The organism is Mesorhizobium sp. B2-4-3, assembly GCF_006442815.1.
In the GTDB taxonomy this organism is placed as follows: Bacteria; Pseudomonadota; Alphaproteobacteria; order Rhizobiales; family Rhizobiaceae; genus Mesorhizobium.
The window spans coordinates 108,799-129,462 of the sequence record NZ_VFVL01000006.1; the positions used below are offsets into that span (position 1 = coordinate 108,799).

Here is a 20,664-nt window from a genome sequence, read left to right on the forward strand (position 1 = left end):
ATGTTCATCCTGCGCTTCCTCTGGGCCGTCATCACCTCGCGATTCCTATGGACGCTGATCGGCATCGCGCTGCTTTCGCTGTTGATCTGGGTGTTCGGCCCGATCGTGCAAGTCGGCCCTTACGCGCCGTTCGAATCCGACAATGTACGCATCGCCATCATCGCCGGGCTGATCATCCTGTGGCTGATCTGGCTGATCGTCGCGCAACGCCGTGCGATCCGCGCCAACCGCATGTTCGTCGCCGAGATCGCGGCGCCGGTGGCCGAAAAGCAGCTCACACCCGGCGAGGAGAGCGTCGCGGCCGTCGGCGCCAAGTTCGGCGAGGTGATGGCCGAGCTCAAGCGGCGCAAGCTCGGGGGCCGCAAATTCCTGCGCGAGATGCCGTGGTATGTGATCGTCGGGCCGCCGGCCACCGGCAAGACCACGGCGCTGCGCCAGTCCGGGCTCAGTTTCCCGATCGACCTCACCGATGATCTGCAGGGCGTCGGCGGCACGCGCAATTGCGACTGGTTCTTTTCCGAGAACGCGGTGCTGATCGACACGGCGGGCCGCTACGTCCAGCAGGAAAGCCAGCCGGACGTCGACGCGACGGAATGGCTCGGCTTCCTCGATCTGCTCAAGAGGCACCGGGGCCGCCGCGCGCTCAACGGCGTCATCGTCGCGCTGTCGATCGACGCGCTGTCGGAGGGCGACGAGGCGATCAAGGCGCATGGCCGCAAGATACGCCGCCGGCTGGCGGAGCTGAATGATCGTCTCGAGATCCGCCTGCCCGTCTATCTGATGCTGACCAAGGCCGATCTGATCAAAGGGTTCGAAGCGTTCTTCGGCGGCTTGTCGACCACGGCGCGCGAGCAGGTGTGGGGAACCACTTTTCCGCTCGACGCCCGTGTCAACGCCGGCACGATCCAGACCGAGCTTGCCAGGCTCGCCGCCGAGCTGGAACGGCGGCTGGTGCCGCGGCTGGAGGACGAGGACAAGCTCGGCCAGCGCGCCGAAATCTTCCGCTTCCCGGCACAGCTCGCCAGCCTCTCCGAGCCGATCCAGGTGCTGGTCGAGGCGATGTTCGGCGAAAGCCGCTACGAGGAGGCCGCCTGGCTGCGCGGCCTCTATCTGACCTCGGCGACGCAGGAAGGCGCGCCGATCGACCGGCTGACCGCCGCCCTTTCCTCATCCTTCGGACTGCCGCCGCGTCGCGCCATGCCGGCGGCGCGCGTCGAGAAACGCAGCTTCTTCCTCAGGAACCTGCTCACCGAAGTGATCTTCAAGGAAGCCGGCCTCGGCACGTTCGATCCGCTGGCGCAGCGCCGGCGCGCCTGGATCTGGCGCGGAGCCGCCGCCGCCTGCGCGCTCGCCGCCCTGCTCGCCGGCGGACTGTTCACCTGGTCCTATCTCGACAACCGTAATGCGATCACCGAGCAGGCCGGCCAGTTCGAGGCGCTGCAGCAGCCCCTGACCGACGTCGCGGCGATGCCGGCCGCGGTCGAGCAGCCGACCATGGACGGCGCGCTGGCGGCGATGGACGCGGTGGCGACGGCCCGCACCACACCGCCGGGTGCGATCCACAACCTGCTCGGCCCGACCGCTTCGGCCGAGCTGGTGCGCGCGCAGACCGATACCTACGACCATGCGCTGCGCAACGTGCTGGAGCCGCATATGGTCGCGCTTCTGGAGGCGACGATGTGGCGGCAGATCCGCGATCCGGATTTCATGCTCGGCGCGCTGAAGACCTACCGGATGATGACCGGCCTGTCGCAGATGGACACCGACTTCGTCCAGAACTGGTGGGTGAACAGCCTGCCGCAATTCGCGCCGGCCGCACCCTTCCCGACCGCGGACGCCGAAGAGCACCAGCTTGCCGCAATCCGCCGCATGGCCGTCGACGACAGCTACATCGCGCCGGACAAGGAACTGGTCGCCGAGGCGCTGAAGACGGTGTGCACGATCTCGCTGCCGGAACGCGCCTACAAGCAGCTCCTGGCCGACCCTGAGGTAGCGGCCGCCAAGGAATGGGTGCCGGCCAATTTCGCCGGGCCGAACGGCGCCAAGGTGTTCGCGCGCCGTTCCGACAAGACGCTGCGTGTCGGCGTTCCAGGCCCCTACACCTATGCCGGCTTCCACGACGCAATCCTCGACCGGGTCGAGGATGTCGCCGGACAGGCGGCGCTTGACCGCGCGGTGTTTGCCGGCGGCTGCTCGGAGAATTCGGAGACGTCGGTTTCAGCGCTGTCGGAAGACATTCTGAAGCTCTATTACGACGACTATATCGCGCAGTGGGATAGTTTCCTGCGCGACATGCGGCTGGCGCCGCTGACCGATCTCAACGTCGCGAGCGAGAACCTCAAGGATCTGTCGAGCGCCGACTCGGCGCTGAAGCGCCTGCTCACCGCGGTGGTACAGGAGACCGACCTGACCCGTTCCGACGAGGCGGCGGCCGACGACAAGAGCGGCGGCGCCGCCAAGGCTGGGTCGAAGCTGCTGTCGAAGCTGGGTAAGCTCGGCAAGGTGGTGAAGACGGGAGCGAAATTGCTGCCCCGCGCGGGCTCGGCCGATCAGGTCGACATGACCGGCAGCCTGGTGGCCGAGCATTTCAAGCCGCTCAAGGGCACGATCGCCCAAGTCGACGGCCAGCCGCCGGCGCTCGACGCGGCGATCGTGGCGTTGACGGCGCTGTCCAACGTGCTGCAGACCGTGACCGCCAACCCCGATCCGCAGGACGCCATCAAGAAGCAGGGCGGGCTTGCCGAACTGACAGGCGCGGTTGCGAGACAAGCGCAGATCCTGCCCTCGCCGATCAACGACTGGCTGGGCGGCATCGCCGGCGACACAAGCGGCCTGTCGCAGAAGGCCGTCACCAACGAGCTCAACGCCATCTGGCGGGCGGACATCTTGCCCTTCTGCCAGGCGGCGCTCAACAACCGCTATCCGTTCAGTCCGGAGAGCGCGGTCGACGTCAACGTGCGCGACTTCCAGCGCCTGTTCGGGCCGACCGGACTGATCGACGCCTTCACCAACGACCATCTGATCAACTATGTCGACACCGCCAGCGAACCGTGGAAATGGCGCGCCGATTTCGGCCTGGACCCGGCGGCATTGGCGGCCTTCGAACAGGCGCGCCACATCCGCGACGATCTCTTCCCCGGCGGCACCGGCCCGGTGATGAATTTTACGCTGGAGCCGAAGGACCTGTCGCCCAATGTGGCGCGGGTGACGCTCAACCTCGATGGCCAGAACCTCGTCTACTACAACAACGCGACCAGGCCGCAGCCGATGACATGGCCCGGCAAAGACGGCACCGGGGTGATCTCGCTCGCCTTCCAGCCGGTCGACGGCTCGCCTGAGATAATGCTCAACGAGACCGGCAGCTGGGCGTGGCTAAGAATGCTGCGCGGCGGCCGCTTCAACGCGACCAAGCTCACCGACGTCTACAGCTTGAGGCTCGGCACCAAAGGGATGTGGGCCGATTTCGAGCTCAAGGCGGCCAGCGTCGAGAACCCCTACACGCTCGAAATGTTCAAGAAGTTCACATGTCCGCCGCAGATCTGATCCTGCCTGGCTTCTACGGCAAGATGCCCGCCGCCGGCGATTTCGTGACGCGGCGGCTGCCGGGCGATTTCGTGCGCGTGTGGGACCGCTGGCTAGCGCAGCACATTGTGCCGCTGTTCGGGGTAGAGACCTGGCCAACGGGCACCGCCTTGCGCTTCCTCAGCGGCCCTCATTCCTTCGGCGCCTCGGCGGGCATCGTGCTGCAAAGCGCCGACAGGGTCGGCCGGCGGTTCCCGCTCAGCGTCGTCGCCCGGCTTTCGGAAGCGCCGCTACAGCTGGCCTATTCCGATGCCTGGTTCGACGGCATCGAGGGCGCAGCCTTCGCCGCGCAGCGCGGCGAGCTGACGCCCGACGAACTGGAGGCGGTGCTGACAGCCCTGCCCGCTCCGTTTGTCGACGGCGAGGGCGATGTCATCAACGATCTCGTCATGTGGGCGGCGCATACGGATATTTTCGACGTCGATCCGCAGGCGCCGCAATCGACGCTGGAGCAGATCTTCGCCGCGAGCTGGGAGACCAACTGATGCAGATCTGGAACCAGATCGGCTATCCGCATCAGTTCACCATGGGCATGGACAAGGCCGGCCATGAGTGGCTGGTCGTGGTGGTGAAGGGCACTTTCGATTTTCCGACGATGCCCGGCGGGCTGGTGCAAAAATCGGCGAAACAGGTTCCGCTGGTCATGGCGGACACGCACACCGGCGTGCCGGGGTACTCGGCGACGCTGTGGGAAACCGATTTCGCCTTCCGAAAGCCACGCTGCGACGTGATTGCAAATGGCTTCGCCTATGCGCCGGGCGGGCGCCCGGCCGAGCGCGTGCCGGTAGGCATCAAGATTGGCAATTGGTCAAAGCTGTTCGAGGTCGTCGGTCATCGCGAATGGCGGGCTATAGGACCGGTGTTTACCTCAACCACGCCGCAACCTTTTCTGAAACTGCCCATCTCCTACGACGTTGCGTGGGGCGGCGTTGACGGACTGGATTCGGAAGACAAGCTTCCGGCTAGCTACAAATACAATCCCGTCGGCACCGGCTGGTCGCGCACAAAGAATCAGCGTCTCGTCCCTGGCCTGCGGCTGCCTAGCACGCAGGCGATTGGGGAAGAGATCCGCTCTCCGTTCGGCGACTACCGGCCGATGAGTTTCGGGCCGATAGGCCGCGGCTGGCCTGGCCGCATAGAATATGGCGGCACCTACGACCAGAACTGGGCCGATAATGTCTTCCCTTTCCTGCCGCAGGATTTCGACGAGCGTTATTTCCAAATGGCGCCGCCCGACCAGCAGATCGATGCGCCGAGGGGCAGTGAGGAAGTGCAACTCGTCAACCTAACACCAGCCGGGCGCGAGAGTTTCCGTTTTCCCAAGACAGCGCTGCCGATTGCGCTGTTCAAGGGCGGGCAAGAGGCCTTTCAAGGTGACCTTCTACCCGACACTGTCTTATTCGATCCGCAGAACAGACGTTTCTCGCTGGTTTGGCGGTTGCAGCAGCGCATTCAGCGCACGATCCTCGAGTTCACCGAATGCTGGGTTGGCCCGCCGACCAGAGGTATGCTGCGGGCGAGATTGACGGGCAAGCGGTATATACGCACCGACGTTCCCGCGACATTCGACGACGAAGAGGCTGCCGCATGAAAGCCGCACTCGACTTCGTTTCGGCCGGCATGGTGACAGCGGTAGGCCTAGATGCGGCTTCGTCCTGCGCGGCCATGCGCGCCCGGTTGGACGGATTCCAGGAGACCAGGTTTGCCGTGCCCAGCGGTGAATGGCTGATTGGTGCGCCAGTCCCGCTGCCACGCAACTGGATAGGCGAGGAGCGGCTCGCCCACATGGCCGCTGCAGCCATCATCGAGGCGTTTGAGATCGTACCCCAGGCACGCGGCCAAACCGCCCTCATTCTTTGCGTGGCTGAGGAGGATCGTCCCGGGCGCCCGGTTGGCGACGGACGAAACTTGTTCGCTCTCATCGGGGAAATCTCCGAGCTTGGGAAGACGATCCGGCCTCGCATGATCGCTCATGGCCGCCCGTCTGGCCATGTCGCCCTCGACGCGGCCCGTCGTCTGCTAGCCTCGGGCAGTATTGGATTTGTGATGATTGTAGGCGTGGATAGCTATCTTACGCCAACGAGCGTCAACCATTATCTTCGGGAGACGCGGCTGGTTACAACCATGAACTCGAACGGGTTCATTCCGGGGGAGGCTGCCGCTGCGATTCTCTGTGCGCCTTCCGGCGGTGTGCTTCGCCTCACGGGGTTGGGTCTCGCACGGGAGTCGGCTCACATTTACAATGAAATGGATTATCCGCTCCGAGGAGAAGGGATGACGTCGGCCTACAAGAACGCACTTGCCGAGTCGCAGCGTCTCCATTCCGATGTCATGCTCAAGATCGGAGATCTTGTAGGCGAAACTTACTGGTTTCAACAATCCGCCTTAGCCATGCTGCGCACGCAGCGGGAGCGCTCAACGGTGCAGCCGATTTGGACGCTAGCCGCGAGCTTAGGAAACATCGGAGCAGCCGCTGGACCAGTGATGATAGCCTGGGCGATGCAGGCTGTTCAACGCGGCTATGCTCCAGCAGGGCCAATCATGGTGGAAGCATCAGGCGATAATGGCGCCTGCGGCGTCGCCATCGTGGAGGCGCGATGACTGTCTTTGCGAACGGAAGGGAGATTTCGGCCGAGGCACAGAATTGCAAGGTCATCGCAGCCTTCCCCGACACCTGCTTCACCCCGCCCGAAAATCCGGCGACGCCGCCCGGGGTGCCGGTGCCCTATCCTGACTTCGGGGTCGATTCCGACCTGACGTCCGGCAGCGGAACCGTAAAGATTGGCGACAAGCAGATCAGTCAGGAGAACAGCAGCTACTATAGCAAGTGCACGGGCGACGAGGCCGGAGCGGCCGCGAAGAAGGGGCTGATCACCTCGAAGAATACCGGCAAGGTCTATGCTCAAGCCTGGTCTATGAACGTGAAGGTCGAAAGCAAAGGCGTTGCACGCTTTGGCGATATGGCAACAAGCAACCATGCCAGCAATCCCGGCGACACACCTACTATGGTGATCGTCGGTGTGATCCATAATTCTTCATTTGTTCAAGCGATGACATGCGCTGAACTCGGAATACGAATCCGACAAAGGATTGAAGAATTAGAAGATCGGCACCAAGACTTTCTGGACGACAATTATGACCTCTTCACCAACCATCGAGCGGTAAACAATCGTCATCCAAAGCCTGGGGTTGGAAGCTGGGACGGCCACGTCATCCAGTATGACGGGCAGCAGCGAAATCTACGACGCATGTTGCTTGAATATAGCGGCCTCAACTGCGTTTCCATCGACTATCAGCACGCAAACCACGTGGCTTACAGGCCCCATCCGCCCACTCCTCGAAGATTAACTCCAAGGGGAACCTAATGAAAAAACAAAATGACGCGAGCGATTCTTATGCAGATAACTTTATTGTCGGCATAAACAATCGTATATCGGCTTTAAGCAGTCGACCATGGGTCAATATACACATCGATTATGACAGCCTATATCAACAAATATGGATTTGGATGTTGGTCGCTGACATTCACAGCGCGAAGAGAGCCTATGAGGTTCTGGTCAACAATGTTAGAATACTTGACATTGACGAAATGCAGTGTGAGCTGAATCTAATGATCATGTGCAAACTTCGTGACGGGAGAACCGGTCACATAGCGGATCTATGTGGAAAGCAGGATGTCATCGATTTTTATTATAGGGAGATAGGTGAAGGCGATATAATCATTGGCGACGCGTCCGACGCAAATGTATTCTCGAACCACTGACAGTAGGCGGGGGCGGCGGCTGTCATGATGGGCGGATTATACGGCCTGCTGCAATCCTCTTCTCAACGTCGTCGAAAGAAACGCGCGAACTTTATCCAAATTCAGGTCCCCGATGCGGACCGGAGCCTTCGCCTCTGATATTCTCAGCACGAACAATTCCCCCGACTCGGGAAACTCCTCATATTGCGTTCGCGCGATGTTGCGTCCTTCCTCACCCGCCACTCTTAGGCCATCCAGATGCGCTTCCAGCCGCTCCACCAGGCTGGCCAGGTGGTTTTCATTCATATCCGGATTTTCTTCCAGATGCTGAAGATGGTGGTCGTAGACAGTCCAGAGATGTGCAGCCATCTCTGCGTGCTGGCGCACGATATTCCTGAGGATCGGAACCTTCGTCATCAGTTCAGGTTCACCGAGCCGCCACGGATGTGGTTCGACGCGCTAGCGTGGCTGACAAGATAAGTCCCCCGAATGGTCAGGTGGCCGTCCTTTTCCATGATGATGACCGATTTGCCGCAGCGCAGTTCCAGACGCTCGCCGGCAGTGATCTTGACCGTCTCGCCGTCGCGCATGACAGTCATTTCGTTGCTGGACTCGTTTGGCTTTTGCGCCTGCTTTTTCATCGCCCCGACAATCCGGCCGACGATCAGCGGCCGTTCAGGATCTCCATCCTGGAACAGCAGCGCCACCTCCGCGCCGATCGACTCGCGCGAGAGTTCCACAAGACTTCGCGCCGACAGAGCCGTCTCCTTCGGATTGCCGGAAAAGACAACCAGAGGCACATCCGCATCGAAGCCGAGCAAGATACCGATTACGACGCCTTCGATTCGATCCCGGACACTGTTCATAGCCAGACCCTCAGTTCTGATTGATTTTAGAGCCCTTCATCGTGATGTCGCTTGAAGCCTTCATGTCAATCTTGCCAGAGCCCTTGACTGTAATGTCCTTGCCCTCGATTGAAATTGATCCATCTTTCTTCATCGCTATTGTCGCCGAACCGCATTTGATCGTGATGGAACTGCCGGCCTCGACCACAAGGTCGGTACCTATCTTGATCGCCCCGTCCTCGCCGGCTTCGAAGAGATAGCCCTTGCCGACCTTTATTGCCTGCGAGCCGCCAACTTGCATTGCATCGTCCGCACCGATCTTGGTGGCGCGTCCGGCGCCTACGTCGAAGGATTGACCGGCGCCAACACTAATAGTCTGGGCGGCGCCGATGCTTACGCTCTGCCCGGCTCCAACGTTCCAGCTGTCGCTGGCCCCGATATCATGGCTTTGGCTGATGCCGACACTGACAGCACGGGTCGCCCCGATGGTATTTATCTGTGTCGCACCAACGGTTCTGGTTTCCGCCGCTCCCACTGTATCGACGCGCGCGATACCCACCGTGACCGTCTGGTTGAGCCCCACGGTCTGCGAATGGTTGGCGTCGATGTTTTCCGTGGAATTGGCGACGACGTGGATGGTCTCGTTCGCCATCACCGTCAGCGAACGGTTTGCGCCCACCGTCTCGGTGTCGTTCGACCCGATGTTGGTGGTCTGGTCGACGCCGATCTTGACCGTCTTGTTGTTGCCGACATCCTCGTCGAGGTTGTGGCCGACGGAATGCTTGGCGTCGTGGTCGATGCGATCGGACTGGTCGTGCTGGACCGTCTTGTTGCGGTCGTGCTTGATCAGCAGGTGATGATCCTTCTGGGCCTGGAAATTGACCAGCTCGGAGCCCGCCTTGTCCTCGAACATCAACTCGTTGTAACCGCCACCGCCCTTCGAAGAATTCGACTTCCAGCCGGATTGCGTGGCGTTGCCCGGCAGCGCGTAAGGCGGCATCTCGGAGGCGTTGTAGACGCGGCCGGTGATGATCGGCAGGTCCGGGTCGCCTTCGATGAAATCGACGATGACCTCCTGGCCGATGCGCGGGATCTGGATGAAGCCCCAGCCGCTGCCGGCCCAGGTTTGCGAGACGCGCACGAAGCAGGAGGAGTTCTGATCCTTCTTGCCGAGCCGGTCCCAGTGGAACTGCACCTTCACCCGAGCATATTTGTCGGTGAAGATCTCCTCGCCGGAAGGTCCGACGACGGTCGCCGTTTGCGGCCCGCGCATGATCGGCCGCGGCGTGATGCGCGGCGGCCGGTAGGGCAATTTGGTCGGCGCCACGCCGAGCACCACCTTGAAATTCTCGTTGTGGGCCTCGTTCTGGGTCCGATAGCCCGGGTCGAACAGCCGGTATTCGGCGCTGACCACCAGATAGTCCTGGTTCTGGTCGTCGCGCGGAAAGCTTTCCAGCGTGAACTTGCAGCCGGAAAAGAGGCCGCGCACGGTGCCGACAGCCGTGTTGCGCTGATGTACGGCCTGAAGTTCCTCGCGGCGGATCCCCGCTATTTTGTCGCCCCGCCCGACATCGAGATGCGCGCCGGGCTGGCGATAGTTTTCGCCCGAGGCCTCCTTATGCGCGAAAGGCTGGGCGGATTTCGCCATAAGATCGGCGCCGGGTTTCTCGAAATCATAGTCTGTATGGGCATAAGCGCCCGGGCGCACCGCGCTGCCAGGTATCCATTCGGTGATGTATTCGACATCGCGCCGCGAGGCGTGGCCCTCGAAATTGTAGAGCACCTTCTCGTAACCAGGCGCCGGCTTCAGCTTGCTCATCGCATCGCAGAGGATGAGCGTGTGCTTGCCCTCGTCATGCTCGAAGAAATAGAAGATGCCTTCGTGCTCGAGCAGCCGCTGCGCGAAATCGAGATCGCTCTCGTCGTACTGCACGCAATATTCGCGCGAGGGGTAGGACCCCTGCAGCCGCTTCTCGAATTTGGCGATGCCGTATTTCGAGAATATCTTCTCGACGATCTCCACCGCCGTCATGTTCTGGAAGATGCGGCAGTCGGTGGTGTTGCCGAGGAACCAGAGCCAGGGCCTGACAGTGGCCTCGTAAAAGGCCAGTCGGTCCTCGATGCGGGTCAGCTTGAAATCCGACACGAGGCCGCTGAACCAGCGCTTCGGATCGGATTCGCCCTCGACCGAAACGACACCGCCCAGCATCTTCAACGGGTCGATGTCGCGGTTCTTCGAGACGAAGCCGACCGTATAGGCGAAACAGCGGCTGACCTCATCGCGGCCGACGAGATGGGTGAAGGTCAGGTCGGCGCCAGCCGGCGTCTGTACAACCGTGGCACGTTCGTTCGGCATGGGTCGTGCCCCTCCTCGACGCGGCCGCCAGTGTGATGGTTTGAAACCCCCGCTCTATTAACTGCATCACGTTCGGGAGCGTTCGAATTCACCGCACCGTAGGGCTGCAAGCCTAGCACATGTTTGAGGGAGGCCAAATAACAGCGATGGCTAAACCGCGCCCGCGCGCCGATGTGAAACGCTCCTCTCCCGCTCAGCCTGCAAGCTGCTAGAATGCCGGAGCAATTCCGGGAAGGCTCCTGGCGGCTTTCCGCCTGGAATTGCGCGAACGATAAGCATTTGTTGACCAAGTTCGGCGACGCTTCCGGATGTTCATCTCTCTCCAGATCAGCAATGTCGACAGGCTGCCGGCCGGCACCGCCGCCAACTACGCCGCCCGCGACCGCAGCTTCGAGATCGGCCGCGAGAATTGCGACTGGACGCTGTCCGATCCGGATAAGTTCATCTCGGGTCGACATTGCGAGGTCCGCTATCAGGCGGGTTCGTTCTGGCTCTACGATGTCTCGCGCAACGGCACTTTCGTCAACGGTTCCAGCCAGCGCATGACCGGGCCGCACCGGCTGGCCCAGGGCGACCGGCTGCTGATCGGCCGTTATGTCGTCGGCGTTTCGATCGAAGACGAACGAGCCGCGACCGGACATGCTCAGGCCAGTACAGGATCGACGCAACGTGAGCTGCCATCCTCGACCGGCCGCCCCCTGGATCTCGGCCACGGGCCGTTGTTCAATCCGGCGGAGCAGCGACCGACCGGGGCAGCGCCCGTCTCGACGTCCTCGGCGCTGCAGCCCGGCCCGGCGGTTCCGGCCAACCGGCCCGCGGAGGCGGATGCGATAATGCGGGAGATCGCCAAGACGGCGGGCATCGCGCCGGAGTTGCTGCAAGCGCGTGATCCGCATGACGTCGCGGCCGAGATCGGCGCGGTGCTGAGGACAACGGTCGAGCAACTGTCCCTGCTGCTCAAGGCGCGCGCGGCGGCAAAGGTGCTCGCCAAGAGCTCGAACCGGACGATGATCGGCGCCGAGGACAACAACCCGTTGAAATTCGTGCCGGGCACCGACGACATATTGGAGATCATGTTCGCCAAGCGCAGAGCCGGCTATCTCGACGCCAGGCATAGTGTCGAAGACGCGTTCCGCGACCTGAAGGCGCACGAAATCGCGACCTACGCCGCCATGCAGGCCGCGCTGTCGCGGTTGCTCGACGACCTGTCGCCGGAGGCGATCGCCAAGAAAATTCCGCCGGCGTCCTTCTCGTCCAGGAAAAGCCAGGCCTGGGATGCGCTTGTCGCGACATGGCGGACGATGGAAGACAAGCACGAAAACGGCATGCTGGATGTCTTCCTTGCCTATTTCGCCGAAGCCTACGCCAAGGCCGACAAGCAGAAATAGCCGCACCGCACGGACCGCGCCAACCGTATGTGACGGGTCTCATAGAAGAAGCCGCCTCTTCGATCATCTTGTTTTCCGATTTCAATCGGCGGCCCCGTTTCAATTGAATGCCCGGGCGATTAGAATGGGCAGGGATGCTTGCCTGGCGGGCAACGCGGCGTGGCTTGGGGCGTGTGCAGCAATGTCATGTTTCGGCGAGATGAGCCTTTCCATGCGGCCTGCCGCCGAGGCTCAGCCTGAAGCGCGCTTTGCCTGGCAAAGACCTGCTCGTTGCAATTCGATGGCGGGTCGCCGCCGATGAGCTCGAAGGACGATCCCTCCAGGCCGGCGGACAAAACCGTCATCCGCGCGCCGCGGCCCAAGCAACGACCGCTCGCGGCTGCCGAGAGTTCCGGTCTGGAAGGCGTTCGGCCCGCTCCATCGCCTTCCCGCGAATCGACGGTGTTCGATCCCGGCGGCGGCCGACAGGTGCCCGCCGGCTGGTCGTCCGGAACGGTGCTCTTTCAGGGACCGACCCCGGGAGCAGAGGCCAATGCGGCGCCGGGGTTGCAGCAGGATGCCCTGCTCGACGCCGCCGGCGGCGTGAGATATGCCGCGGCTAATGCGATCCTTGCCGCCGCGGCGCCGCTCTTGATGCTCTTCGGCCAATTGCGGCTGATGCCGGTCGAACGGCAAGCGGCGCCCTTGGCGGAGCATATAGCCGAAGCGATCGACACCTTCGAGCTTGCAATCGCGAAAGCCGGCGTAGCCGAGGAAGACGCGCGAATCGCGAAATTCGCCCTTTGCGGAACCGCCGACGACCTTGTCGGCAATCTGCCATGGCCGAGCAAGGACAGCTGGCTTCAGCACAGCCTTGTGGCGCAGTTCTTCCAGACCCAGCCGACGGGCGCCGGCTTCTACGAAGCGCTGAACAACGTCCTCGCCAAGCCGGAAGCGCATTACAACCTGCTCGAACTGATGCATGCGTGCCTTTCGCTGGGTTTCGAGGGCCAATATCGGGGGCTTGCGGGCGAGCGAAACACGCTCGAACGTGTCCGGCGCGACGTCTACGACACGCTGCGTTATTTCAAGCCGCGCGCCGCCGACGAAATCTCGCCCCGCTGGCAAGGTATGGCTGCGGCATTGCCGAAGCCAAGGGCGCGGCTGCCGCTGTGGGCAGTCGCCGCCGCCGCGGCGACGCTGGTGACGGCGGCCTTCTTTGGACTGCGGGTGCTGATCACCGACGAAGGCGACGCGACCGCCGGCGAATTGCTGGCGCTCAATCCGTCGACATCCGTCAACATCGAGCGCGCCAGCGTGGCGGCGCCCGCCGGACCGGTGCAAGCCAGCCCGCCGCCAGCGGTTCCAGATACCGCCCAGATCGACCGCATCCGCGCCGCACTTGCCAAGGAGATCGCCGGTGGCGGACTGAGCGTCGGTGAAAAGGGCGAGTTTATCGTCGTCGAGATCAACAACCAGCTCTTGTTTGCGTCCGGCCAGGCGGAGCTGAAGCCGCAATTCCAGCCGATCGCGGCCGACATCGCCACGGCGCTCGACGCAGAACCCGGGCCGATCAACATCGTCGGCCACACCGACAATGTGAAGCCCAAGAAATCGAGCCAGTTCAAATCGAATTTCGATCTTTCCGTCGCTCGCGCCAAGGCCGTCCAGGCGATGGTGGCCACGCAATTGAAGGACCCGTCGCGGCTCAGCGCCGACGGCAAGGGCGAAGACGAGCCGATCGCCGACAATGGCACGGCGGACGGCCGTGCCAAGAACCGCCGCGTCGCCGTGATGATCCCGAAACAGGAAACCTTGCAGCACGGCTCCGCGGAGAACGGCAACTGATGCGCTGGACGCCGCGGATCTTCAGCTTGCTTGCGCTTGCCGGTTTCTCGGCGGCGGTCTGGTATGCCGGACCGCTGATCCGCTTCGCCGACATACGCCCGTTTGCGCCTGCGTGGCTCAGGGCCACGATCATCGTCGTCACCATCGTGGTGCTCGCGCTGTCCTACGGGGTCCGCTTCTGGCAGCGCCGCAAGGCGCAAAAGGCGCTCGAAACGGCCATCGTGCGCAGCGACGAGCGCAACGACGATTCCCAGGTGCTCGAAGCGCGCATGAGCGAAGCGATCGCGACGCTGAGGCGGACGAGCGGCAAGCGCAATTTCCTCTATGACATTCCCTGGTACATCGTCATCGGCCCGCCCGGCTCCGGCAAGACGACGGCGCTGGTCAATTCCGGGCTGAAATTTCCGCTTGCCGGCTCCGGCAGCGCGCAGCCGGTGGCCGGTGTCGGCGGCACGCGGTCCTGCGACTGGTGGTTCACCGACGAGGCGGTGCTGATCGACACGGCCGGCCGCTATACGACGCGGGAGTCGGACCGCGAGCGCGACAAGGCAAGCTGGCTCGCCTTCCTGGGATTGCTCAAGAAACACCGCACCAGGCAACCGATCAACGGCGTGATCCTCGCCATCAGCCTTGCCGACCTGATCGGCTTCGACGACCGGCAGCTCGACGCGCATGTCACCGAGATCCGAAGCCGCCTGCGCGAACTGCACGAGACGCTGAAGATCCAGTTCCCGGTCTATCTGCTCTTCACCAAGGCCGATCTCGTCGCCGGCTTCATGGATTATTTCGGCGATTTCGACGAGGCGCGCCGGCGCAAGGTGTGGGGCGCGACATTCCAGACGGCCGACCGCACCAGGAACATGGCCGGCGAGGCGCCCGCAGCCTTCGACGAACTGGCGAAGCGGCTCGCCGAAGAGGTCGCCGATCGCCTGCAGGACGAGGCCGACCCGGTGGCGCGGATCGCGCTGTTCGGCTTCCCGGCGCAGTTCGGCGCGCTGAAGGTCCGGATAACGCAGTTCGTCGGCAGCCTGTTCGACACCTCGCGCAGCCAGGTCAATGTCAGCCTGCGCGGGCTCTATTTCTCCTCGGGCACCCAGGAAGGGACGCCTTTCGACCAGGTGCTGGGCGCGATCGGCCGCAGTTTCGGCAGTGCTTCGCAAGCGCATCTCTCCGGCGCCGGCAAGAGCTTCTTCCTGCACGACCTGCTGGCCAAAGTGATCTTCCCTGAATCGGGCTGGGTCTCGTTCGACAGGGCCTCCGAGCGGCACTCCAGGCTCGCGAGGTTCGGCGGCCTCGCTACGATCGCGCTGGCGGCTTTGGCGGCGCTCGGCGTGCTGGGCCTCAGCTTCTTCGCCAACAGAGAGCTGATCGCCTCCACAAGGCAGGCCATGGCGCATTATCGCGACAGCGCCGATACGCTGCTGAAGAGCACCACGGTGACCGACGTCGACCTCGAAGACGTCATCGGTCCGCTCGACCAGTTGCGCAACCTGCCGGCCGGCTTCGAAAACGGCGACCAGGCAAAGCCGATCGAGGAGACGTTCGGGCTCAGCCAGCGCGAGAGGCTGTTGTCGGCCTCCAAGACCGCCTACCGGCAAGCGCTGGAGCGAACCTTCCGCTCGCGGCTGCTGGTGCAGGCGGAGCGGACGATCCAGGCCAGGATGGCCGACCCCGTCGCACTCTACGAGCCTTTAAAGATCTACCTGATGCTGGGCGGCAAGGCGCCGAAGGTCGACGACGAACTGGTTGTCTCCTGGATGAAGCAGGATTGGGAACAGAACCGCTACCCCGGCGAGAACAACCGCGAGGGCCGCGCGCAGCTCGAAAAGCACCTGCGCGCCATGCTTGCGCTCGACGACGCCTATGATCCGGTCTTCGAGCTCAACCAGCCGCTGGTGGAGGCCGCGCAGCGCTCGCTCGGACGCATGAGCCTCGCCGACCGCGCCTGGGCGCAGATCAAGTCGGCGGTCTACGCCGCAAGGCTCAAGGACTTCTCCATCGCCGCGAGAGCCGGTCCGGAAGCGCAGTTGCTGTTTGAGCGCACGGACGGCAGCGAGCTTGCCGATCTTCAGGTCACCGGCCTCTATACGCGCGGCGGGTTCAATAGCTTCTTCCTGCCGCAGCTGTCGCGCATCGCGCAGATGCTCGTGGACGACCAGTGGGTGCTTGGCGGCGGCGGCGAACAGGTCGGCATCGACCAGGACCTGCCCAAGCTCGGCCCCGAGCTCATCGACCGCTACGGCAAGGAATTCGCCGCCGCCTGGAACGGCGTGCTCGACCAGCTGAAGCTCAAGGCGATGATGAAGGACAAGCCGCAATATCTGGCGCTCTCCGCCGTCGCCGCGCCGGACTCGCCTCTCGACCAGCTCTTCACCGCGATCGCCGATGAAACCGCATTGACGAAGGACAGCGCCGCCGAGGGCGACACCGGCACGGCGCAGCAGGATCCCGCCAGCATGGCCAAGGGCCTCGCCCGCATCGGCCTGCAGATCGCCGGCGGCAAGTCGCAAAGCCGCGCCGGCGCAAGCTCGGCCGTCGCGCAAAATGCCGGCGCGAGCGTCGAGGCGCAGTTCCGCTCGTTCCAGGCGCTGGTCGGCGGGGCCGCCGGACGCCGACCGCTCGATGCGCTGACGCAGAACTTCCACGACATCTTCCAGAGCCTGAAGCTCGCGGCCGATGTCCCCACTCAGACCGAGCGCGTCAACGCCAACCTGCAACTGCAAATCTCGACATTGCGCGCCAATGTCTCGCGCCTGCCCAAGCCGCTGGCGCGCATGGTCAACGCGGCGGCGGACGAATTCGAAGGCAATGTCGCCGAGGCCTCCGTCGCCAACCTCAACCAGAGCCTCGACCAGACGGTGACGCGCGCCTGCGAGGAGGCGGTCAATGGCCGCTATCCCTTCACCCGCGACGGCACAGACGAGATCTCGATGGCGGATTTCACCAAGCTGTTCGCGCCGGGTGGGCTGATGGACCGTTTCTTCGCGCAGAATCTTGCGCCGCTGATCGACATGACCGGCCAGGAATGGACCTGGAAACAGGACGCCCGTTCCAGCCGCGACCTGGCCAAGTCAACCTTGAAAGCGTTCCAGTCGGCCGCGGAAATCCGTAGCGCCTTCTTCCCTTCCGGCGGCTCGGTGCCTTCGGTCTCGATCACCATCACCCCCACGTCTGTGAACAGCGAAGTCGACAGCGCCGTGCTCAATGTCGACGGGCAGACGGTCCAGAGCGCCCAGGCCGGCAACGCGCCGAGCATCGTGACATGGCCGAGCGGCGCCGCTTCCGGATCGGCGAGCCTCAGCCTCGTGCCGGAAATGCCTGGCCGTGAGTCCGCGCTCAAGTTCGAAGGGCCGTGGGCGTTGAAGCGGCTTTTCGACAAGGCGACCATCACCGGCGACGGCGCCAACACGGAAGCCCGCTTCGTGATCGGCGGACGCGATGTCGCCTACACGATCCAGGCCGGCTCGGGCGCCAATCCCCTGCTGCTGCCGGCCTTGTCCGGCTTCAGCTGTCCGAAGGCGTTCTGACATGGCTGGATCGAGCCTTCATTTCGGTACTCTAATGTATGCGCTTGTGGCAGAGTGGCCTGGGCAAGCGGCCCGTGGCTGGTCACGGAGGACGCTCGCTGAGCGCTTGGTGGCAAATTGAGCACTGTCGCCCTCCCCATCGAAAGCTTCGGCGTGAGCCACAAGGGCTGCGTGCGCGATCACAACGAGGACAATTACCTCATCGAACCGCAGACCGGGCTCTGGGTGGTGGCCGACGGCATGGGCGGGCATGAGGCCGGCGAAGTCGCCTCGGCCAGCATCGTCGACCATCTGGCAACGATCGGCATCGCGAGCTCCGCGCCGGACCTTCGCGCCCGCTTCGAGGACCGGCTCAGCCGCGCCAATGCCGAGATCCGCGACATATCGCGCTCGCGCGGCATCACCATCGGCTCCACGTTCGCGGCCCTGCTTGCCATGGATGGACGTTTCGCCTGCCTGTGGGCCGGCGACAGCCGCATCTATCTCGTGCGCAACGGCTCGATCTTCCAGGTTTCGAAGGATCACACCGAGGTGCAGGAATTGCTCGACCGCGGCATGATCAGCGCGGAGGAAGCGCGCGTCTGGCCGCGCCGCAACGTGATCACGCATGCGGTCGGCGTCAGCGACGAGCTCGAGATCGATTTCCAGCAGGGCGAGCTGATGGCGGGCGATGTTTTCGTCCTGGGTACCGACGGACTGACCGCGCATGTCAGCGACGCCGAGATCGAGGCCGCGGTCAGGTCCGCCGCGCCGCGGACGGCATGCCAGACGCTCCTGGATACCGTGCTTGAGCGCGGCGGAACCGACAATGTGACCATCGTGCTCGTGAAGATCGGCGGCGGGCGCAACAGCGCGCTTCATCCGGATCGGTCCGCAGTGGAGGGCCTGACCAGATGAACGACGACGACAAGACGCGGATTTCGACGAACGTCACCAATACTGGCGTCGGCACGCAGCTCAGCGGCATTTACGAGCTCGACGAGAGGATCGCCTCCGGCGGCATGGGCGAAGTCTATCGCGGCCACAACATCCAGACCGGCGACCATGTGGCGATCAAGATCGTGCTGCCAGAATTCGCGCGCGACCAGACGATCCTGTCGCTGTTCCGCAAGGAGGCGTCGATCCTCAACCATTTGTCGCATGACGCGGTGGTGCGCTACCACGTCTTCACCATCGATACGGGGATCGGCCGTCCCTATCTCGCGATGGAGTTCGTCGACGGCGAGTCGCTGTTCGACGTCATGCGGCGCGGACCGATGCGGGGGGACGATGTGCGCCGGCTTTGCCATCGCCTCGCCTCCGGCTTGAGCGCCGTGCATCAGGCGGGCGCGGTGCACCGCGACCTCTCGCCGGACAACATCATTCTGCCCGGCGGGCGGGTCGAGCGGGCCAAGATCATCGATTTCGGCATCGCTCGCTCGGCGACCGTCGGCGGCGAAACGCTGATCGGCGGAAAATTCGCCGGCAAATACAACTACGTCTCGCCCGAGCAGCTCGGCCTCTATGGCGGCGAGGTCAGCGAGCAATCCGACATCTACAGCCTCGGGCTGGTGCTGGCCGCGGCGCTGCGCGGAAAGCCGCTCGACATGAGCGGGTCGCAATACGAGGTCATCGAGAAACGCCGGACCGTGCCGGACCTGTCGGATATCGATCCCGATTTTCGCGAGCTGATCGAAGCCATGCTGCAGCCGGATCCGCGCGACCGCCCGGCCAGCATGGCCGAGATCGCCCGGGCGGCGCGCGACGAGGATCTCGAGCCGACATTGCCGCCGCCGGTGTCGTTCGGCGCACGCGAGCGCTCGGGCCTGCCACGCGCCGGGTGGTCGGCGCCGCCGGACTCCAAGCCTCAGCCGCCGCCACCTCCCGGCGAGCCGAGCTTCGTCGAGCATGTGCGCCCCGCATATCTGTCGGAGGCACGGCCTCAGCCGGCGAGCACGCCCGCGCCGCTCGCGCCCAAAAAGGCTTCGCGGATGCCGGCCATCGCCGGCGGCGTCGCGGCGCTCGCTGTGCTGGTGGGGGGCGGCCTTTATTTCGGCGGCGTCCTGGCGCCTCCGCCGGTGACGGAAAAATCCAAGCCGCTGACGCCGAAACCGGCCGCGGAAGCCGCCAAACCAGTGGCCGAAGCGCAGCAGCCGGAGGCGCCGAAACCCCAGCCGCAGGCGCCGGCCGCGCAGCAGCCGGAACTACCGAAACCTGACAGCGCGAAGCCATCCGCCCAACCCAGTGCGGAGGCCAAGACGCCCGTCGAGCAGCCGACGCTGCCAGCCACCCCGCCGGAGAGCGAAGCAAAGACGCCTGAGGTCGAGACCAAACCCGTGCAACCCCTGGCGCAACAGTCGCCAACACCTGCGCCGGGCCCCGCACCAACGGCCGCCGAAAGCCAAAAGCCGGCGCAGCCTACAAGCGAGCCGGCTGTCAAGACGCCGGAACCGAGCCAGGCGGCTGAGAACAAGCCGGCGCAGGCGTCGAAGCCGCCGGCGGCCAAGCCTAGCGTAAAAGACCTGGTGGACATGCTTTCCAAGCTGCCCAAGCCGAACGCTTCCCCACCCCCGGCTTCAGAAGGCCAGGCGCCGGCGCAGCCAACCACGTCGCCGGCGGAGCCGAAGGCACAGACCTCGACAGCCAGCCAACCTGAAGCTCCGACCGCACCAACCCAGCCGGCGCAGCAACCGCAGCCGCCGGCGACCAAGCAGCCGGACACCGACGTCGCCATCAATGTGCCAAAGCCGGCGCTTCCGTCACTGGAACAGGACACGGCCAAGTGGAACGACCAGCGCTCCTGGGTTCGCGATTTCAGCGGCGGCAGCTGTTTTTACGCGAACGTGACATCGGGACCCGGCGCTTCCCCCGCGATCGAGGGATACGGGACGGCGGTCCAAGCCTTCGAACAATTGCTCAGCGATTTCCAGACGAGGTTCCATATCGAGCCGGACATCAGCGTGCGCCTCATCACCCTGTCCCAGTGCGGAGTGCCCACTTTCCTTCGCTTCCTTGACCGGAGCTCGGCCGCGAAGCCGCAGCTTGTGCTGGACCGGACATCGGTCCCGGACGGCTCGCCGGTCAGCGGCGCGCTCTATACGGGCAGCGGGCTCGTCTCGAACATCATGCTGATCGACCACAAGGGCGTGGCGTTCAATCTCGACGACCGCATGGTGCCGCAAACCGACAAGGTGACCTTCAACATCCCGATCGGCCTCGCCGCCGCGGACAAGGCAGCCGGCAAGGCGGTGCCGCAGATCATGCTGGTGATCACCGGGCCCAAGGACATCCAGGCCGCCATGTTCTCCAGGCCGACGCCGGCCTCGGAGCTTTTGCCCAGGATCCTCGAGGAGATCGAGGCCGACGGATCGCAGTTCTCCGCCACGGCCACCTATTTCCGGCTTGGCGGATAGCATGA

At 63.8% G+C, this 20,664-nt stretch carries 13 protein-coding genes; 10 read left to right on the top strand and 3 right to left on the bottom strand.

All coding sequences use genetic code 11. The features are described from left to right. Genes tssM (FJ956_RS08895) through FJ956_RS08915 form a run of 5 tightly spaced genes read left to right on the top strand, consistent with a single transcriptional unit; the run spans position 1 to position 6,947 of the window. Complete coding sequence (tssM, locus tag FJ956_RS08895; protein ID WP_140674976.1) at positions 1 to 3,543, top strand: type VI secretion system membrane subunit TssM; 3,543 nt, start codon at positions 1 to 3, stop codon at positions 3,541 to 3,543. Then, entirely contained in the window at positions 3,525 to 4,067 is a 543-nt protein-coding gene (tagF, locus tag FJ956_RS08900) for a type VI secretion system-associated protein TagF (RefSeq protein WP_181170138.1), read from the top strand. The genes tssM (FJ956_RS08895) and tagF overlap by 19 nt, the downstream gene beginning before the upstream one ends. Further along, a complete protein-coding gene (locus tag FJ956_RS08905; protein WP_140674979.1) occupies positions 4,067 to 5,173 on the top strand; it encodes a DUF2169 domain-containing protein in 1,107 nt (368 codons plus the stop codon). The genes tagF and FJ956_RS08905 overlap by 1 nt, the downstream gene beginning before the upstream one ends. After that, complete coding sequence (locus FJ956_RS08910) at positions 5,170 to 6,183, top strand: 3-oxoacyl-ACP synthase (RefSeq protein ID WP_140674982.1); 1,014 nt, start codon at positions 5,170 to 5,172, stop codon at positions 6,181 to 6,183. Before FJ956_RS08905 ends, FJ956_RS08910 begins: the two co-directional genes overlap by 4 nt. Next, a complete protein-coding gene (locus FJ956_RS08915) occupies positions 6,180 to 6,947 on the top strand; it encodes a DUF4150 domain-containing protein (protein ID WP_140674984.1) in 768 nt (255 codons plus the stop codon). The genes FJ956_RS08910 and FJ956_RS08915 overlap by 4 nt, the downstream gene beginning before the upstream one ends. 434 nt (positions 6,948 to 7,381) lie before the next feature. Here the strand turns inward: FJ956_RS08915 and FJ956_RS08920 are convergent, their stop codons facing one another. From FJ956_RS08920 to tssI, 3 genes are read right to left on the bottom strand one after another with little or no spacing between them, the layout of a single operon-like run. Then, positions 7,382 to 7,741 (bottom strand): hypothetical protein, encoded by a 360-nt coding sequence (locus FJ956_RS08920; protein ID WP_140674987.1) that lies wholly within the window; start codon positions 7,739 to 7,741, stop codon positions 7,382 to 7,384. Next, positions 7,741 to 8,190, bottom strand: a complete 450-nt coding sequence (locus tag FJ956_RS08925; protein WP_140674990.1) for a D-lyxose/D-mannose family sugar isomerase — start codon at positions 8,188 to 8,190, stop codon at positions 7,741 to 7,743. Before FJ956_RS08925 ends, FJ956_RS08920 begins: the two co-directional genes overlap by 1 nt. 10 nt (positions 8,191 to 8,200) lie before the next feature. Continuing rightward, positions 8,201 to 10,525: a type VI secretion system tip protein VgrG gene (tssI, locus tag FJ956_RS08930; RefSeq protein ID WP_140674993.1), complete on the bottom strand. Its 2,325-nt coding sequence runs from the start codon at positions 10,523 to 10,525 to the stop codon at positions 8,201 to 8,203. A gap of 308 nt (positions 10,526 to 10,833) precedes the next feature. Here tssI and tagH point away from each other — a divergent pair, with 308 nt between their 5' ends. The 5 genes from tagH to FJ956_RS08955 all read left to right on the top strand — a co-directional run bounded on the left by tagH (position 10,834) and on the right by FJ956_RS08955 (position 20,659). Further along, complete coding sequence (gene tagH / locus FJ956_RS08935) at positions 10,834 to 11,913, top strand: type VI secretion system-associated FHA domain protein TagH (RefSeq protein ID WP_140674996.1); 1,080 nt, start codon at positions 10,834 to 10,836, stop codon at positions 11,911 to 11,913. A gap of 297 nt (positions 11,914 to 12,210) precedes the next feature. Beyond that, complete coding sequence (gene tssL, locus FJ956_RS08940; RefSeq protein ID WP_140675000.1) at positions 12,211 to 13,740, top strand: type VI secretion system protein TssL, long form; 1,530 nt, start codon at positions 12,211 to 12,213, stop codon at positions 13,738 to 13,740. Then, complete coding sequence (gene tssM / locus FJ956_RS08945; protein WP_181170139.1) at positions 13,740 to 17,267, top strand: type VI secretion system membrane subunit TssM; 3,528 nt, start codon at positions 13,740 to 13,742, stop codon at positions 17,265 to 17,267. The genes tssL and tssM (FJ956_RS08945) overlap by 1 nt, the downstream gene beginning before the upstream one ends. A 117-nt stretch (positions 17,268 to 17,384) precedes the next feature. After that, positions 17,385 to 18,164 (top strand): PP2C family serine/threonine-protein phosphatase, encoded by a 780-nt coding sequence (locus FJ956_RS08950; protein ID WP_140675006.1) that lies wholly within the window; start codon positions 17,385 to 17,387, stop codon positions 18,162 to 18,164. After that, positions 18,161 to 20,659 carry a serine/threonine-protein kinase gene (locus FJ956_RS08955; protein WP_140675010.1) on the top strand — a complete coding sequence of 833 codons (2,499 nt, stop codon included), beginning with the start codon at positions 18,161 to 18,163 and terminating at the stop codon, positions 20,657 to 20,659. Before FJ956_RS08950 ends, FJ956_RS08955 begins: the two co-directional genes overlap by 4 nt. Positions 20,660 to 20,664 lie beyond the last annotated feature (5 nt).

What these genes read in the sequence shown, in the direction of transcription:
- tssM (WP_140674976.1), top strand. Translation starts at nt 1, where the DNA reads ATGTTCATCCTGCGCTTCCTCTGGGCCGTCATCACCTCGCGATTCCTA.
- tagF (WP_181170138.1), top strand. Translation starts at nt 3,525, where the DNA reads ATGTCCGCCGCAGATCTGATCCTGCCTGGCTTCTACGGCAAGATGCCC.
- FJ956_RS08905 (WP_140674979.1), top strand. Translation starts at nt 4,067, where the DNA reads ATGCAGATCTGGAACCAGATCGGCTATCCGCATCAGTTCACCATGGGC.
- FJ956_RS08910 (WP_140674982.1), top strand. Translation starts at nt 5,170, where the DNA reads ATGAAAGCCGCACTCGACTTCGTTTCGGCCGGCATGGTGACAGCGGTA.
- FJ956_RS08915 (WP_140674984.1), top strand. Translation starts at nt 6,180, where the DNA reads ATGACTGTCTTTGCGAACGGAAGGGAGATTTCGGCCGAGGCACAGAAT.
- FJ956_RS08920 (WP_140674987.1), bottom strand. Translation starts at nt 7,741, where the DNA reads ATGACGAAGGTTCCGATCCTCAGGAATATCGTGCGCCAGCACGCAGAG.
- FJ956_RS08925 (WP_140674990.1), bottom strand. Translation starts at nt 8,190, where the DNA reads ATGAACAGTGTCCGGGATCGAATCGAAGGCGTCGTAATCGGTATCTTG.
- tssI (WP_140674993.1), bottom strand. Translation starts at nt 10,525, where the DNA reads ATGCCGAACGAACGTGCCACGGTTGTACAGACGCCGGCTGGCGCCGAC.
- tagH (WP_140674996.1), top strand. Translation starts at nt 10,834, where the DNA reads ATGTTCATCTCTCTCCAGATCAGCAATGTCGACAGGCTGCCGGCCGGC.
- tssL (WP_140675000.1), top strand. Translation starts at nt 12,211, where the DNA reads ATGAGCTCGAAGGACGATCCCTCCAGGCCGGCGGACAAAACCGTCATC.
- tssM (WP_181170139.1), top strand. Translation starts at nt 13,740, where the DNA reads ATGCGCTGGACGCCGCGGATCTTCAGCTTGCTTGCGCTTGCCGGTTTC.
- FJ956_RS08955 (WP_140675010.1), top strand. Translation starts at nt 18,161, where the DNA reads ATGAACGACGACGACAAGACGCGGATTTCGACGAACGTCACCAATACT.